Source organism: Paraburkholderia sp., assembly GCF_026225065.1.
Lineage (GTDB): Bacteria > Pseudomonadota > Gammaproteobacteria > Burkholderiales > Burkholderiaceae > Paraburkholderia.
In genome coordinates this window covers 12,320-27,902 of record NZ_JAMFSB010000180.1, presented here as the reverse complement: position 1 = coordinate 27,902, position 15,583 = coordinate 12,320, and the positions used below count along the sequence as shown (strand labels likewise).

The following is a 15,583-nucleotide window of genomic DNA, read 5'->3' as shown; positions in this document are numbered from 1 at the left end:
CTCGTCCTGCGGTGGAGCGAGCGCCCGCGGACTAAAGCATCGTCCTCACATGCCACAACTCTGGGAACAGCACCACGTCCAGCATCTTGCGCAGATACAGCGCGCCGCTGGTACCCCCTGTGCCTTGCTTGAAGCCGATAATCCGCTCAACCGTTGTTACATGGCGAAAGCGCCACTGCCGAAAGGCGTCTTCCAGATCGACCAACTCCTCAGCCATCTCGTACAGCTCCCAGTGCTGCGACGGATTGCGATAAACCTCGAGCCACGCTGCTTCCACTGACGCATCGTGCGTGGTCGGCTGGGTCCAGTCGCGCCCCAGCCGCTCGGGTGCGATCGCAAATCCGCGCCGCGCGAGCAGACGGATCACTTCGTCATAGAACGAGGGCGCTTCGAGCGTGGCCTGCACTTCGGCGAGCACGTCAGGCCGATGCGCATGCGGCTTCAGCATCAGCTCATTCTTGTTGCCGAGCAGGAACTCGATCTGCCGGTATTGATGCGACTGAAACCCGGACGAACTGCCCAGGTAAGGCCGCATTGCCGTGTATTCGGACGGTGTCATCGTCGACAGCACACTCCACGCCTGCACCAGTTGCTCCATGATGCGCGACACCCGTGCCAGCATCTTGAACGCGGGCGGCAACTCATCGCGATGCACGGCGGTGAGCGCAGCGCGAAGCTCGTACAACGCGAGCTTCATCCACAGTTCACTCGTCTGATGCTGGATGATGAACAGCATCTCGTTGTGATCCGGCGAGAGCGGATGTTGCGCAGACAGAATGGAGCCGAGAGACAGGTAATCCCCGTAGCTCATCGACTTGGAGAAATCGAGTTGCGCGTTGTGCCAGCCGTTGTCGCTATCGCTATCGCTTTCGCCTTCGTTGTCCGCTGCCGGAACATGCGGCGCCGAGGCAGCGTGAGCTGCAGCAGCGCTACCGCTGCCGTGACCAAACGGACAACCACCCTGTGCTTGCGCAGCACCGGACTCATCAGGTGAACCAGGCAGCCCCGGCGTTTGCATATGATCGGTCATCTCGCGCTCCTCAGGTCACCGCGCCGCGAGCGGCGAATTCGGGCGCCCGCCAGGTTTCTTTGACCAGCACCTCGTGCAGCGTTTCGACGGCATCCCACACGTCGACGAAGCGCGTGTACAGCGGCGTGAAGCCGAAGCGCAACACACGCGGCTCGCGATAGTCGCCTATCACGCCACGCGCAATCAGCGCCTGCATCACTTCATAACCGTGCGGATGTTCGAAGCTCGCGTGCGAGCCGCGCTGCGCATGATCGCGCGGCGTGACCAGCGTGAGCGGAAACTCGGCGCAGCGCGTTTCGACCAGTTCGATGAACAGATCGGTCAGCGCCAAAGACTTCTGGCGAACCGCCTGCATATCGGTTTGCAGGAACACGTCGAGCCCGCATTCCACGAGCGCCATCGACACCATCGGCTGCGTGCCGCACAGGAAGCGTCCTACTCCATCATCGGGCTTGTAGACCGGGTTCATCTCGAACGGCGCGCGATGACCCCACCAGCCCGACAACGGTTGCGCGAACGCATTCTGATGACGATGCGGTACCCACACAAACGCCGGCGAACCGGGGCCGCCGTTCAGATACTTGTACGTGCAGCCCACCGCGTAATCCGCACCGACGCCGTTCAGGTCCACCGGCACCGCGCCCGCCGAATGCGCGAGATCCCACAGCGCCAGCGCCCCTTTGTCGTGAATCAGCTTCGTGAGTGCCGCCATGTCGTGCATATAGCCGGTGCGGTAGTTCACATGCGTGATCATCGCGATGGCGGTGTCGTCGCCGATCGCCGCGGGCAGTTCGGACGGATCGTCGACGAGGCGCAGTTCGTAGCCCCGGTCGAGCTGCTCAATCAGGCCTTGCGCGATATACAGGTCCGACGGGAAGTTCGAGCGTTCTGAGACGATTACGCGCCGTTTCGGGTCGCGCTCGTTCGCGAGCCGTACGGCGGCTGAAAGCAGCTTGAACAGGTTGATCGAAATCGTATCGGTGACGACGACTTCGTTGTGCGCTGCGCCGATCAGCGGCGCGAGCTTGTTGCCGAGACGCCGCGGCAGCGCGAACCAGCCGGCGCTGTTCCAGCTGCGGATCAGTCCTTCGCCCCATTCGGCGGCGATCACGGTTTGCGCACGCTGCGCGGCGGCAGCCGGCGGCACGCCGAGCGAGTTGCCGTCCAGATAGATGGTGGTCGCGGGCAGCGCGAACTGGTCGCGCAGGGCGCCAAGCGGGTCGGCGCGGTCGAGCGCTACGGCTTCGTCACGGTTCTTCATGATGGTCCGGAGTCAAAAGATCAGAGTAGGTCAGCCGAGGTTGGCGGCGGGCAGCGCGCGCAGTACGGCGCGTACCGGGCTCGCATCGAGCGTGGCGAATTTGAGTGGCAGCGCGATCAGTTCGTAGTCGCCGGGCGCCACGGCGTCCAGCACGATTCCTTCGAGAATCGCCATCCGGTGAGCGCGGATGCGGTGATGTGCGTCCATCGTCTTCGATTCCTGCGGATCGAGCGACGGTGTGTCGATGCCGATCAGCTTGACGCCGTGCGCCGCCAGCAGATCGATCGTCTCCGGCGCAACTGCGCAGAACGCGCTATCCCACGTCGTGGTCGGCGCTTGCTGATACGTGCGAAGCAGCACGCGCGGCGGCACCCCGTCCAACGAGCCAGCCATCTGCTCTGGCGTGACGACCGGTGTTGCGCCAATGCAATGGATCACGCGGCAGGGGCCCAGATACGCGTCGAGAGGCACCGCGCCGATGGCGGCGCCCTCGGCGTCGTAGTGAAGCGGCGCATCGGTGTGCGCGCCGGTATGGGGTGAGAGCGTGAGCCGGCCGACGTTGACGGGCGAGCCCGCTTCCATGCGCCAGACGCGCTCGATGCCGACGGGCGTATCGCCCGGCCAGACGGGCGTCGCGGTATCGACGACGGGTGTGATGTCCCAGAGTGTAGTCATGTCTCCGATGCGTCTTACTGTGTATGTCTCGAATGATAGGCGGGGCGTGGTGAAATGTGCTTGCGAAAAAATCTCGTTTTTTGGTCTCCCTTGGAACATAATTTGATGCAAACAGGAAAGGGAGACCGAATATGAACGCGATCTCGCTCGACGCCACCGATTGCCGTATCTTGACGGTGCTTCAGCAAGAGGGAAGGATCAGCAATCTCGACCTGGCGGAGCGGATCTCGCTCTCGCCCTCAGCGTGTCTGCGGAGGTTGCGCTTGCTGGAAGAGCAGGGAGTGATCGAACGTTACCGGGCGTGCCTGAACCGCGAGGTGCTGGGCTTCGAACTGGAGGCGTTCGTGCAGGTATCGATGCGCAACGACCAGCAAAACTGGCACGAGCGCTTCGCCGAGGCGTTACGGGACTGGCCGGAGGTGGTGGGGGCGTTCGTCGTGACGGGCGAGACCCATTACCTGCTGCGGGTGCTCGCGCACAACCTCAAGCACTATTCGGATTTCGTGCTGCAGCGGCTGTACAAGGCGCCCGGCGTGATGGACATCCGCTCGAACATCGTTCTGCAGACGCTCAAGGAGGATTCGGGCGTGCCGGTGGAACTGGTGCCGGGAGCGATGGCCAGAACCAGCGTGGTTGCGGGCGACTGAGCGGAAAGCCCGGAGGCATTTTGGGTGGGCCAAGCCGTGCGGCCCAAACCCCGCGGGCCGAATCCGCGGGCAGACCCAGCACGAGCACGAGCCGCCTAGAGCGGCTTTAGCCCGTGGAATTCGCCGTTCTGGAACACCAGCGGCGCGATCTCCTCGGCATCCTCGCGGATCCCACAGCGCTCGACTTCCCCAACGAAAATCACGTGGTCGCCTTCCTGGTAGCGGCTGCGGTTGTGGCATTCAAACCACGCTAGCGCGCCATCGAGCACCGGCATGCCGGAATCCCCCGCCGCGTGCGAGACGCCCTCGAAGCGGTCGCCCTTCACGGTCGCAAAGCGTTTGCACAGATCGAGCTGCGACGCGGCCAGCACGTTGACGACATAGTGGCTGTTCGTCTGGAACGCCGGCATCGACGCCGAACGCGTCGCGAGGCTCCACAGCACGAGTGGTGGCGTTAGCGACACGGAATTAAACGAGCTCGCCGTGATGCCGATCAACCGCCCCGACGCCGCGCGTGTCGTAATGACGGTAACGCCGGTGGCGAACTGACCCAGCGCCTTTTTAAAGGCGATCTGGTCGAAATTGGGCGGACTGGCGCGCTTCATCGGAAGCAGATCCGCAGGGCCGGCCGGGCGGCAGCATATGGCGCGCGAAGGGTATAAATTGAATCGAAAGTCATGTAGAAAATCGGCGATTTGTCCCAATTTTAACGGAATCGCGAGCGAACTGGCCGCGAACCTTGGCCGATGTCGCCGTCAGGCGACCTCAATTCTTTCCAGTTGCCTTCGAGCGCTATAGCTGCCATGAGGCGCCGCCGCAGGCGTGGCCCGCTTCATGCGAGTAAGCGGTAAATACTCGCCGGAAGCATGTCACGACAGGCGTGAAGACGGGCGGCAGCGTGGCGTGGCCCGCCCTATCCGCGGGCAGCAACCAACGAGGAGCAGACAACATGAGTCAGACAGTCGAAACCGCCACCCTTGGCGGTGGATGTTTTTGGTGCCTCGAAGCGGTTTTTCTTGGCGTCGACGGCGTCGATGCTGTGGAGTCCGGCTACGCGGGCGGCCAGACGGAGCGCCCGACATACGAGCAGGTGTGTGACGGCGTCACCGGTCACGCGGAAGTCGTGAAGGTCGAGTTCGATCCGGCACGCATCAGCTACCGCGAGATTCTCGATATTTTCTTCGCGATCCACGATCCGACCCAGCTTAACCGGCAGGGCAACGACGTCGGCACGCAATACCGTTCGGTGATCTTCACGCATGCGGAAGCGCAACGCGAAACCGCCCTGCAGGCGATTCGCGAGATTGTGGCGGAAGGTATCTACGACGGGCAGATCGTTACTCAGGTGCTGCCGCTCGACGGCAACTACTGGCCGGCCGAAGCCTATCATCAGAACTATTTCGCCCAGCATCCGGATCAGGGCTATTGCTCGTTCGTCGTGGCGCCGAAGGTCGCGAAGTTTCGTCAGAAGTTCGCGCATCGGGTGAAGACGAGTTGAGTGCTGGGTGATCTGTGATGAGGTCCGGCGCGCTCCGCGTTGAGGGCGTGTTGGCTGAGCCTGGATGTTAGATGCTCTGGAGGGCTGCCGGTGTCGGTTCGCGACTTGCCGCTTCGTCCAGCAATCGTGAGTACGCCTCGACAATCGCCCGCCCGAGTTTCACGCAGGTCAGCGGCGCCGACCCTTCCGCCTTGTTGTTCACCGCGATCAGCACCGGCTGCCCGGCGATCGCATAGCGGGCGGCCAGTTCGGCCAGTGCTGTGCGGGTGGCCGGATCCTCGTCGACCAGACGGTCGAACGGCTCGTACTTCGCCTTCGCCTGCTCGTATTTGAAGCCGCCGTGCAGGCTCCAGCGCACGATCAGCGGACCGGTCGGCTCGCCATCGAGCAGCGCAAGCGCGGCCGCCTGGCGCAGCGGGTCGGGCATGCGCGCATGAATCCCCACGCAATATCGCACCCCGGTCGCTTTCAGCGTCCGGATGAAGCGCGGCGTTAGCAGGCACGCGTCGCGAATCTCGACCGCGTAGCGCGTGCCTTCGGGTAGAACCGGCAACGCCGAGAGAAACCCGGCGAGCTGCTCGATGAAGCCAGCGGGGTCCGCCAGCATCTGATCGGGTAACGGCGAGAACTGGAACACAAGCGCGCCGGCCTTCGCACCGAGTCCGTCCAGGCAGGGCCGCACGAACTCGTCGATAGCCAGTTGCGCGTTCAGAAAGCACGGATTGAGCGAGACCGGTTCGCCACGCTCGGCGCGCACGGTGGCGTCGGTGACGAGCGCGGGGGCCTTGACGATGAATCGGAAGTGCGCCGGCACCTGCTGCGCGTAGCGCAGATAGTCGGTGACGGTGAGCGGCGCGTAAAACGAGCGGTCGATGCTCACCGTGCGCAGCAGCGGGTGCTGGCCATATGCGGTCAGACCGTCGCGCGAGAGTTTGCTGTTGCTGTAGTCGTCGCCGTAGACGATACCTTTCCAGCCGGGAAACGACCACGTGGACGTGCCGAGATGGATCTGCGGGGGGAGCGCGGCGGAGATTTCGAGGACGTCGGGAGAAGGTTCGGCCGCTGTCACGTCGCGCGTGCGGCGTTTTTTCGGGGTGGCGCCGGATGAGGGTGCGTCGTCTGTGTGGGGTTCGGCTTTCGCCTCGGATTCGGCATCAGCCTCGTCGGCTTCTGCTTCGTCTTCCCACAACGAAGCGATCAAAGCGGTGCGAGCTTGCCGCGGCCGGGTCGTGCTGGAATTGCTGCTCGGTGCGGCTTGGGGAGCAGCCGGCGAAGAAGCGGGCGGAAAAGCGGGCGCGCCCACCGGCATGCCAAACAGATCCAGTTGCCCGGCATCCACGTCCGGCGCGGCGGCGCTCTCACTGCCCGCGTCAGTCTCCGCTTTCACCTGCGTCACCGACGCGATTTCGCTTGCTCCGCCTTCGTCCATCGGTTCCTGGTCTTCTCACTGTCAGAGGTTGCGCCGGAGCGGTTGCGCGGCTGATGGTGCTGTGCTCCGGCGCAACCGCGTCACAGCGGTTTGTCCTGCTTCGCGTACATATACCGGCGCGACCACGGCAAGGTCTTCGCGCTGCGGCCCGCCTTGCGGCACACCACCTGGTAGATCGACACGTCGTCGTTCTCGAACGCGTATGCGCAGCCGGCCAGATACACACGCCAGATGCGGAATTTTTCGTCGTCGACGAGCTTGCGTGCTTCTTCCGCGTGGGTTTCGAAATTCTCCGCCCAGATATCGAGCGTGTGCGCATAGTGACGGCGCAGGCTTTCGACGTCAACCGCTTCGAGCCCGCCGCGCTGCATCGCTTCGAGCGCGAGGCTGATGTGCGGCAGTTCGCCGTCCGGAAACACGTAGCGGTCAATGAACTCGCCGCCGCCGAGCGCCGTTTCGCCGCTGTCCGAATCGCTCGACGTGATGCCGTGATTCATCGCGACGCCGTCGTCGACGAGCAGATCGTGGATCTTCTGGAAGTAGCCCGGCAGATTCTTGCGGCCGACATGCTCGAACATGCCCACGCTCGTGATGCGGTCGAACTGGCCTTCCACGTCACGATAGTCCTGCAGACGGATCTCGATCCTGTCTTCGAGCCCGGCGGCTTTCACGCGCGCGGTAGCCAGATCGAACTGGTTCTGCGACAGCGTCACGCCCACGCACTTCGCCCCGAACTTCGAGGCGGCGCGCAGCACAAGCGCACCCCAGCCGCAGCCGATGTCGAGCAGACGCTGACCGGGCTGCAACTGGATCTTGGTAAGGATGTGATCGATCTTCTTGATCTGCGCGGTGGCGAGATCTTCATCACCGTCCTCGAAGTACGCACACGAGTACACCATGTTCTCGTCGAGCCACAGCCTGTAGAACTCGTTCGAGACATCGTAGTGGTACTGAATGGCTTTCTTGTCCGACGATTTCGAGTGATTGAAGTAGCGTCGCACCCGCGCCAGCTTGCTCGCACTGGTCACCGTGTTGCGCGCCAGCGAGTAGCCGATGTTGATGATGTCCGACAGCTTGCCTTCAATGTCGATCTTGCCCTTCACGTACGCCTCGCCCAGATTGTCGAGGCTCGGTTCGAGCAGGTAGGGCAGCGCTGTCGCGCTCTTCACGTGCAACGTGACCTGGGGCGCGGCAAACTGCCCGAAGTCATGTTGCTGGCCATCCCATAGAACAAGGCGTGCTGGCAGGTTCGCCCTGGTTTTTACGTCTTCAACCCACTGCGCCAGCTTCTTCTCCCAGAACATGTGATTTCTCCGTGTCCGATGAAATACAAAGCAAAGCTTTTCAGGTCGCTGCGTGCCTTGGCGTCACTCCCACGCCGAATGGCCGCGCGATCCTGCCGGTGCACGCGCAGCTTGCAAGGCAGGCGCGCCGGCGTTGTTATAGGTTCAGGGCGATAGTCGGGCGATTTGCCAGTCGCCGTCTTGTACCGCACGTGCGTAGAGCAGGCGGTCGTGCAGCCGCGACGGCCTACCCTGCCAGAATTCTATGGCATCCGGAACCAGCCGGTAACCGCCCCAGTGAGGCGGCCGCGGCGGCTGGTCGCCGTACTTTGCGCTAATTTCTTTCTCGCGCACTTCGAGCACCGCGCGGCTTTCAATTACCTGACTCTGTTCCGATGCCCATGCGCCAATCCGCGAACCGAGCGGGCGCGATTGGAAGTACTGATCGCTTTCGGTAGGACTTGTCTTCACGACCTTGCCCTCGATGCGCACCTGGCGCTCCAGTTCGATCCAGAAGAACAGCAGGCTCGCGTGTGGATTGTCCGCGATTTCGCGGCCTTTGCGGCTGTCGTAATTGGTGAAGAACACAAAGCCGCGTTCATCGACGCCCTTGATCAGCACAATTCGGGCCGAGGGCCGGCCGCGTGAATCGACCGTGGCGAGCGTCATCGTATTTGGTTCGGGCAACTGGGCATCGAGTGCCTGTGCGAACCACGCTTCGAATTGCCGAAACGGGTTGCGGTCGACATCGCCGGCGTCCAGTGAACCTAGCGAATAATTTTTCCGAAGTTCGGCGAGTGAGGTCATGTTCTTATGCGAACGCTACAGTTCATCCAGTATAGCCAAGGAACAATTTTTCTGCGTGCGCCGTGACAACCGGTACATGCGCTAAAACCACGGTTTGCGCAGGGCCGCAGCGTCATGGTTACGCGATCAGGCAAAATGGCGGATTGGCACATGCGAGCGATTCGCTTCTGTGTTTCCCCGCTGTTTGTCCGCTCCGATGTCCGTTTTCGACGAGTCCCTGACCATGTCCACGCCTGGCACTGCCGCGCCTTCCGATCTTACTACCAGCTCCGGCGGCTTTGAAGCCGCCGACCATGCACGGCGTTTTGGCGGTATCGCCCGGCTTTACGGCGCGCCGGCGCTGGCGGCGTTCGAGCGTGCGAGCGTCGCGGTGATCGGGATTGGCGGCGTCGGCTCGTGGGTGGCCGAGGCGCTGGCGCGTAGCGCGGTTGGCTCGCTGACGCTGATCGATCTGGACAACGTGGCGGAGAGCAACACGAACCGGCAGATTCACGCGCTCGATGGTAACTATGGCAAACCGAAGGTCGACGCCATGGCCGAGCGGATTGCGCAGATCAATCCGCTATGCGACGTGCGTCTCGTCGAGGACTTCATCGAGCCGGATAACTTTGCGGCGGTGCTGGGCGGCGGATTCGATTACGTGATCGATGCGATCGACAGCGTGCGCACCAAGACCGCGTTGATCGCATGGTGTGTCGAACAGGGGCAGCCGCTGATCACGGTGGGCGGCGCGGGTGGCCAGCTCGATCCGACGCGCATCCGCATCGACGATCTGGCGCTGACGATTCAGGATCCGCTGCTTTCGAAGGTGCGGGCGCAATTACGCAAGCAGCATGGGTTCCCGCGCGGACCGAAGGCGAAGTTCAAGGTGAGCGCGGTGTATTCGGACGAGCCGCTGATTTACCCGGAAGCGGCGGTTTGCGACATCGACGAGGTCGCCGAGCACGTCACCACCTCGCCAGGGTTTGCCGGGCCGGTCGGGCTGAACTGCGCGGGGTTTGGCTCGAGCGTTTGCGTGACGGCGAGCTTTGGTTTCGCCGCCGCGGCCCATGTGCTGCGCGCATTAGGGCAGCGGGCGGCGGCGGCTTAGGTTGCCTCGCGGCTTGAGCGGCTTGAACGTCCTGCGCTGATCAGAACAACGCTGCGCTTAGCTTGCGCCGCCATTGCGAGACGATTTCCGGCTGGTGTGCGGCCAGATCGAACACCGATAGCATGGTCTTGCGGCCGATATCGTCGCGGAACGTGCGGTCGCGCTGCACGATAGCGAGCAGATGCTCGAGTGCGCTGGCATAGTTGCGCCGCGCTATTAGCGCGCTAGCGAGGTCGAAGCGTGCTTCGAGATCACCAGGCTCGGCGGCCACCCGCGCTTCCAGCGCGTCGGTGGGCGGCAGGTCGGCCGCGGCATCGACCGCGTCCAGGCGCGTCTTGATTGCGTTAAAGCGCGCATCGATACCCTGGGTGGTTTTTGGCGACAGCAGATCGACCTCGTTGCGCGCCTCGTCGATACGGTTATCTTCCAGCAGCAATTCGATCAGATCGAGACGGGCGTCGTCATAGCCCGGATCGTAGGCGAGCGCTTCCTTGAGCGCGTCGTATGCGTCTTCGCGATGGCCTTCGGCGAGGGCGGCGTGCGCTTCGGTGCGTGCGGCGTCGGCGCCCTGCGGCACCAGCTTGTCGAGAAACTCGCGCAACTGACCTTCCGGCAGCACGCCGATGAACTGGTCGACGGGCTGGCCGTCAGCAAACGCCATCACGTGCGGAATGCTGCGCACCTGAAAGTGCGCAGCCAGTTCCTGATTCTCGTCGACGTTCACTTTCACCATGCGCCATTTGCCGGCGTACTCGGCTTCGAGTTTTTCCAGCATCGGACCGAGCGTCTTGCACGGCCCGCACCACGGCGCCCAGAAGTCGACCAGCACGGGGGCGAGCGTCGAGGCGGCGATTACGTCTTTTTCGAAAGTAGCGAGACTTGTTTCCATTGCATCCTCGTCGGTATAACGGTTCGTCCGGGTAGATGGGGGCGAATGCGGCGGGTTCAATGCGCGCGGGCTGTGTTCACGGCGGGGGATGGCATCGGATATCGCTGCAGATACCAGCGCGTAGCCACACCGCCATGCCGCCCGAGGCAGTCAGTGCGCTTTCCGCTCGGGCAGCGGAATCCACTCCGTTTCGCCGGGCACCTGGCCCATTTCCTGATTCGTCCACGCGAGCTTCGCCTGCTCGATTTTCTCGCGCGAGCTGGCGACGAAATTCCATTCGATGAAGCGCTCGCCGTCCAGCTTGTCGCCGCCGAGCACCATCACCGTGGCGCCGTTGCTGCTGGCGAGCGTGACCGTTTCATCGAGCGCCAACACGGCCATCGTGCCGACTTCGAGCGGCGTGCCGTCGATCTCCAGATCGCCTTCCACCAGATAGACGCCGCGTTCCTCGTGTTCCGGTTCCAGCGCGAACGCACTGCCGGGCGTGAAATGCGCGGCCACGTAAAGCGTGCCGGAGAAGGTCGTGACCGGAGCGGTCTGGCCGAACGCGGTGCCTGCGATCACGCGCAGCGTGACGCCATTGCGTTCGATCTCCGGCAGCGTGGCGGCGGCGTGATGCTCGAAGGACGGCTCGGTATCTTCGTGGTCCAACGGCAGTGCGACCCAGGTCTGGATGCCGTGCATGGCCAAGCCACTCGCGCGGTCCTCATCGGGTGTGCGTTCCGAGTGGACGATGCCGTGGCCGGCGGTCATCCAGTTGACGTCGCCAGGGACGATTTTCTGTTCCGAGCCGATGCTGTCGCGATGCATGATCGCGCCTTCGAACAGATACGTGACGGTTGCGAGGCCGATATGCGGATGCGGACGAACGTCGAGACCGACGCCGGGTTCGAGCGTGGCGGGGCCCATGTGATCGAAGAAGATGAACGGCCCGATCAGGCGCGCAGCCAGCGCCGGCAGCACGCGACGCACGGTCAGGCTGCCTACGTCTCGCAGATGGGGCTTGAGAACTGCTTTGATCGAGGAGGACATGGTCACGCTCGTTAGGGAGGATGGGGTCATTCTACTGGTGTGTGGGGGAGGATGCTGTTTGGGGAGCATGACTTTCCTCAGCGAGCCGCCTTTGCCGCCACATGTGACTGCGCATCTCCATTATCGAGGCTGGTCGTTCCCACAAGATGAGTCGCCGAACGTGTACACACGTGTATTTACATTATGTCATTTGCGATCTATAGTACATCCATGTACATCCCTTGTTGGAAGTTCCATATGCATACGACCAAAGTCTTCAGAAACGGCAATTCGCAGGCCGTGCGCATCCCTGCGGAACTGGCTTACGAACGTACCGACGTCGAAGTTGAAATCGAGCGTGTCGGTGATGAATTGCGTATTCGCCCGATGCGGCGACCGCTCACGGGCGTGCTGAAGAAATTCGCGAAATTCGGGCCGGATTTCATGGCGGATGGTCGCGGCGATCATGAGCAAGCCGAACGCGAGGACCTGTAATGCCGCGTTACATGCTCGACACCAACATGTGCATCTACCTGATGAAGAATCAACCCGAGCAGGTTGCCGAGCGCTTTGCCGAATGCTTTGTAGGCGATGTGGTGATGTCGGCGATCACATTCGCCGAACTGGAGTTCGGTGTGACGGTTTCGGCGAACCGCGCGCGTGAGCGGCGTAACCTCGCGGCGCTCATCGAAGATATTCCGGTGCGGCCGTTCGACGCCGCTGCGGCAAGCGCGTATGGACCGATTCGGGAGGCCACCCGCGAGCGCAAAAAGGACCAACTCGACAAGTTGATTGCGGCGCACGCGTTGTCACTGGGCGTCGTGTTGGTCACCAATAACGAACGGGATTTCGCCGCTTACCCCGGCGTGAAAATCGAGAACTGGCTGCACGCCTGAAGCCGTCACGTCCTCGAGGGCTATCAGAGCAACCGATTCGCTAAACTCTCTCTTCCGACAAAACCAAAGGAGACGGCCATGGCGCCGAAGGATTTGCTGCTGGCGCTGATCGTGGTGATTGCGTGGGGCGTCAACTTTGTCGTGATCAAAGTGGGCCTGCACGGCGTGCCGCCGATGCTGCTCGGCGCGCTGCGCTTCACGCTTGCCGCGGTGCCCGCCGTGTTTTTCGTCAAGCGCCCGCAAATGCCGTGGCGCTGGCTCTTCGCCTACGGCGCGACGATCTCGTTCGGCCAGTTCGCGTTTCTCTTTTCCGCCATGTACGTCGGCATGCCTGCTGGGCTTGCGTCGCTGGTGCTGCAGGCGCAGGCGTTCTTCACGCTGATCTTCGCCGGGCTGTTTCTGCATGAGCGCTTTCGCGTGCCGAACGTCGTCGGACTGGCGATCGCTTCCGGCGGTCTTGCCGTGATCGGCATGCAGGGCGGCCACGCCATGACGCTCGCCGGTTTCGTGCTCACGTTGTGTGCGGCCGGGTCGTGGGCGCTGGGCAACATTGTTACGAAGAAGGTTGGCAAGGTCGACCTCGTGGGGCTGGTCGTATGGGGAAGTCTGATTCCGCCGCTGCCGTTTCTCGCGCTCTCCTACGCCTTCGAAGGTCCGCAACGAATCGCAGCCTCGTTGTCGGGCATCGGCGCCACCTCGATCTTTGCCGTGGTGTATCTCGCCTTCATAGCGACGCTGGTGGGATACATTTTGTGGAGCCGCCTGCTCTCGCGCTATCCAGCGAGCCAGGTGGCGCCATTCTCGCTGCTGGTGCCGATTGTGGGGCTTGCATCAGCCTCGGTGTTTCTGGACGAGCATCTGACGACGCCGCAAATAGCCGGCGCCGCTCTGGTGATGGCGGGTCTTATGGTGAATGTGTTCGGTGGTTGGTTCGTGCGGCGCTTTGCACCGGCGCGTTAGGTCATGCGGTTTTTCGCGAGCGGCGGATTCGCCGCGAAATACCGCTTGATCCCCTTCATGATGGCCGTGGCCATCTGATCGCGATAGGCGTCGTCGTTCAGGCGTTTTTCTTCGTCCGGGTTGCTGATGAAGGCGGTCTCGACGAGGATCGACGGAATATCCGGCGCCTTCAGCACGGCAAATCCGGCCTGTTCGACGGAGCCCTTGTGCAGCTTGTTGATGTCGCCGATCTCGTTCAGCACGAAGTTGCCATAGCGCATCGAATCGCGAATTTGCGCCGTGGTCGACATATCGAACAACGCGCGATTGACCGCTGCATCATCCGACTTGATGTTGATCCCGCCGATCTGGTCCGAAGAATTTTCCTTGTCCGCCATCCAGCGCGCCGCGGCGCTCGAAGCCCCGTGTTCCGACAGCGCGAACACCGACGAACCGCGTGCGAGCGGCGTAGTAAACGCATCCGCGTGGATCGACACGAACAGATCCGCTCCGACACGCCGTGCTTTCTGCACGCGCACGTTGAGCGGCACGAAGAAGTCGTCGTCGCGCGTCATCATCGAGCGCATATTCGGCTGCGCATCGATCTTCGCGCGCAGTTTCTTCGCGACGTCGAGCGCGATGTGCTTCTCGTAAGTGCCCCCGCTGCCGATCGCGCCCGGGTCCTCGCCGCCATGGCCCGGATCGATCGCCACGGTCAACAGGCGCACCGTACTGCTCTTGCCGGACTTCGGCGTGCTGAAGGCATAGGTGTCGTCGGGGCTGTTGCCGCCGTTGTTGCTGGCCATCGCACCAGGCGGCGTGAGCGGTTTGCTGGGCGCCGGCGCCTGCGCCAGGGCGTGCGGTACGGGAACCGGAACAGGAGCCGGTGCCGTGTGAACCGGCGGATGAGGCAAATCCGGCGAGTTGTCGTCGCCCTGCGCGTAGCGGTCGAAGAACGCTTCGCTATTGTCCGCGGTGGGCGGCGTCGTGCCGGGGCCGCTCAACGTGGTAGGCGGTGCGTTATTTTCGTCGAGACGCTGTTGCTTGTGCTCGCTCTGCGCTAGCAGGTCCATCATCGGATCCGGCGCAACCGCCGGGTACAGATCGAACACCAGCCGGTACTTGTACGAGCCGACCGGCGGCAACGCGAACACCTGCGGCTTCACCGAACCCTTCAGATCGAACACCATCCGTACCACATGCGGCTGATATTGCCCAACGCGCACTGCCTGAATCTGCGGGTCGTTCGGCGTGATCTTCGAGACCAGGTCCTTGAGCGCCTGGTCGAGATCGAGGCCATTCAGGTCCACCACCAACCGGTCGGGCGCCTGGAGCAATTGCTGGTTGTTCTGCAGCGGCTGGTCGGATTCGATTGTCACGCGCGTGTAGTCGCGGGCCGGCCAGACCCGCACGCCGAGCACCGAACTCGCCCAGGCGAGGCGCGGCCCGGCCAGACCGAGCACGAGCGTCGAAGCACCGGCACGCAGAATCTGCCGGCGCCGCCAGTTATGCGAGGCGGTAGCGGCGGACTCGATCGAGCGAAATGGCTTGATTAACATCTTTCTAGACATGCTTTTCCTGATTCGCTGTACGCCCGGGCAACCAGCAGTCGGCCGTCGCCGTCGACATCGAGCGAGAAAACTAGATCCGGTACGCCTAGCAGGCCACCCGCGCGTTGCGGCCATTCGACGAGGCAAACCGCGCCGCTGTCGAAGTACTCCCGAAAGCCGGCGTCGGCCCATTCAGCCGGATCGGTGAATCTGTACAGATCGAAGTGATAGAGCTCAAGTTCCCCATCGGGTCTTTGAACCGCATACGGTTCGACGAGCGTATAGGTGGGACTGCGCACGCGCCCGGTGTGGCCGAGGCCGCGCAGCGTTGCGCGCACGAGCGTGGTTTTGCCGGCGCCGAGGTCGCCGGTCAATTGCACCTGCAGACCCTGAAAGCCGTGCACGGCGGCGTTCTCGGCATGCGCTTGCTGCGCGGTATTGCGCAAGCTCTCGATCGCCTCCGCGAAGCGCACGCCGAACGCACTGGTGGCGGCTTCGTCCGCGAGCGCAAAGTGGCGCTCGAGCAGGACCGCGGCGGGTGGTTGGATCGCGAGATCGGCGTTGTCGGGCATTCTCGT

17 protein-coding genes are annotated in these 15,583 nt (G+C 62.9%); 6 read left to right on the top strand and 11 right to left on the bottom strand.

What is annotated here, in order from left to right:
- Window positions 1–31: 31 nt before the first annotated feature.
- Genes kynA through kynB form a run of 3 tightly spaced genes read right to left on the bottom strand, consistent with a single transcriptional unit; the run spans window position 32 to window position 2,966 of the window.
- Window positions 32–1,030, bottom strand: a complete 999-nt coding sequence (gene kynA / locus M0954_RS13620) for a tryptophan 2,3-dioxygenase (RefSeq protein WP_297353737.1) — start codon at window positions 1,028–1,030, stop codon at window positions 32–34.
- A gap of 10 nt (window positions 1,031–1,040) precedes the next feature.
- Window positions 1,041–2,291: a kynureninase gene (gene kynU / locus M0954_RS13615; protein WP_122153506.1), complete on the bottom strand. Its 1,251-nt coding sequence runs from the start codon at window positions 2,289–2,291 to the stop codon at window positions 1,041–1,043.
- A 30-nt stretch (window positions 2,292–2,321) separates the two neighbouring features.
- Window positions 2,322–2,966, bottom strand: coding sequence for an arylformamidase (gene kynB / locus M0954_RS13610; RefSeq protein WP_297353735.1), 645 nt, complete (start codon window positions 2,964–2,966; stop codon window positions 2,322–2,324).
- Between the two features lie 131 nt (window positions 2,967–3,097).
- On the opposite strand from kynB, the gene M0954_RS13605 reads away from it, so the two are divergent.
- Window positions 3,098–3,613 (top strand): Lrp/AsnC family transcriptional regulator, encoded by a 516-nt coding sequence (locus M0954_RS13605; RefSeq protein WP_074263491.1) that lies wholly within the window; start codon window positions 3,098–3,100, stop codon window positions 3,611–3,613.
- A 95-nt stretch (window positions 3,614–3,708) separates the two neighbouring features.
- Here M0954_RS13605 and M0954_RS13600 read toward each other — a convergent pair whose 3' ends face one another.
- Entirely contained in the window at window positions 3,709–4,218 is a 510-nt protein-coding gene (locus tag M0954_RS13600) for a flavin reductase family protein (RefSeq protein ID WP_123385529.1), read from the bottom strand.
- Window positions 4,219–4,562: 344 nt separating this feature from the next.
- On the opposite strand from M0954_RS13600, the gene msrA reads away from it, so the two are divergent.
- Window positions 4,563–5,111, top strand: a complete 549-nt coding sequence (gene msrA / locus M0954_RS13595) for a peptide-methionine (S)-S-oxide reductase MsrA (protein ID WP_297353733.1) — start codon at window positions 4,563–4,565, stop codon at window positions 5,109–5,111.
- Window positions 5,112–5,178: 67 nt separating this feature from the next.
- Here msrA and M0954_RS13590 read toward each other — a convergent pair whose 3' ends face one another.
- The 3 genes from M0954_RS13590 to pdxH all read right to left on the bottom strand — a co-directional run bounded on the left by M0954_RS13590 (window position 5,179) and on the right by pdxH (window position 8,630).
- On the bottom strand, window positions 5,179–6,540 hold the full coding sequence (locus tag M0954_RS13590) for a DUF72 domain-containing protein (protein WP_297353731.1): 1,362 nt from the start codon (window positions 6,538–6,540) through the stop codon (window positions 5,179–5,181).
- An 80-nt stretch (window positions 6,541–6,620) separates the two neighbouring features.
- On the bottom strand, window positions 6,621–7,844 hold the full coding sequence (locus tag M0954_RS13585) for a cyclopropane-fatty-acyl-phospholipid synthase family protein (protein ID WP_297353729.1): 1,224 nt from the start codon (window positions 7,842–7,844) through the stop codon (window positions 6,621–6,623).
- A 144-nt stretch (window positions 7,845–7,988) separates the two neighbouring features.
- Window positions 7,989–8,630: a pyridoxamine 5'-phosphate oxidase gene (gene pdxH, locus M0954_RS13580; RefSeq protein ID WP_297353727.1), complete on the bottom strand. Its 642-nt coding sequence runs from the start codon at window positions 8,628–8,630 to the stop codon at window positions 7,989–7,991.
- A gap of 223 nt (window positions 8,631–8,853) precedes the next feature.
- Here pdxH and tcdA point away from each other — a divergent pair, with 223 nt between their 5' ends.
- Window positions 8,854–9,720 (top strand): tRNA cyclic N6-threonylcarbamoyladenosine(37) synthase TcdA, encoded by an 867-nt coding sequence (tcdA, locus tag M0954_RS13575; RefSeq protein ID WP_122153514.1) that lies wholly within the window; start codon window positions 8,854–8,856, stop codon window positions 9,718–9,720.
- A gap of 40 nt (window positions 9,721–9,760) precedes the next feature.
- On the opposite strand, the gene trxA is transcribed toward tcdA, so the two are convergent.
- Both trxA and M0954_RS13565 read right to left on the bottom strand, forming a co-directional pair.
- Window positions 9,761–10,609 (bottom strand): thioredoxin, encoded by an 849-nt coding sequence (trxA, locus tag M0954_RS13570; RefSeq protein WP_297353725.1) that lies wholly within the window; start codon window positions 10,607–10,609, stop codon window positions 9,761–9,763.
- 150 nt (window positions 10,610–10,759) lie between these two features.
- Window positions 10,760–11,641, bottom strand: a complete 882-nt coding sequence (locus tag M0954_RS13565; RefSeq protein WP_297353724.1) for a pirin family protein — start codon at window positions 11,639–11,641, stop codon at window positions 10,760–10,762.
- A 237-nt stretch (window positions 11,642–11,878) separates the two neighbouring features.
- On the opposite strand from M0954_RS13565, the gene M0954_RS13560 reads away from it, so the two are divergent.
- The 3 genes from M0954_RS13560 (at window position 11,879) to M0954_RS13550 (ending at window position 13,476) form a co-directional block, all read left to right on the top strand.
- The gene (locus M0954_RS13560) at window positions 11,879–12,115 is read left to right on the top strand and encodes an antitoxin (protein WP_297353722.1); all 237 of its coding nucleotides are present in this window, start codon (window positions 11,879–11,881) and stop codon (window positions 12,113–12,115) included.
- Window positions 12,115–12,516: a type II toxin-antitoxin system VapC family toxin gene (locus M0954_RS13555; RefSeq protein WP_123385537.1), complete on the top strand. Its 402-nt coding sequence runs from the start codon at window positions 12,115–12,117 to the stop codon at window positions 12,514–12,516. Before M0954_RS13560 ends, M0954_RS13555 begins: the two co-directional genes overlap by 1 nt.
- 78 nt (window positions 12,517–12,594) lie before the next feature.
- Window positions 12,595–13,476, top strand: coding sequence for an EamA family transporter (locus tag M0954_RS13550; protein WP_297353720.1), 882 nt, complete (start codon window positions 12,595–12,597; stop codon window positions 13,474–13,476).
- On the opposite strand, the gene M0954_RS13545 is transcribed toward M0954_RS13550, so the two are convergent.
- Together M0954_RS13545 and tsaE are read right to left on the bottom strand one after the other, a co-directional pair.
- The gene (locus M0954_RS13545; RefSeq protein WP_297353718.1) at window positions 13,473–15,026 is read right to left on the bottom strand and encodes an N-acetylmuramoyl-L-alanine amidase; all 1,554 of its coding nucleotides are present in this window, start codon (window positions 15,024–15,026) and stop codon (window positions 13,473–13,475) included. The two genes, M0954_RS13550 and M0954_RS13545, sit on opposite strands and share 4 nt — an antisense overlap.
- Window positions 15,008–15,577 carry a tRNA (adenosine(37)-N6)-threonylcarbamoyltransferase complex ATPase subunit type 1 TsaE gene (tsaE, locus tag M0954_RS13540; protein ID WP_122153519.1) on the bottom strand — a complete coding sequence of 190 codons (570 nt, stop codon included), beginning with the start codon at window positions 15,575–15,577 and terminating at the stop codon, window positions 15,008–15,010. The genes M0954_RS13545 and tsaE overlap by 19 nt, the downstream gene beginning before the upstream one ends.
- Window positions 15,578–15,583: the final 6 nt, after the last annotated feature.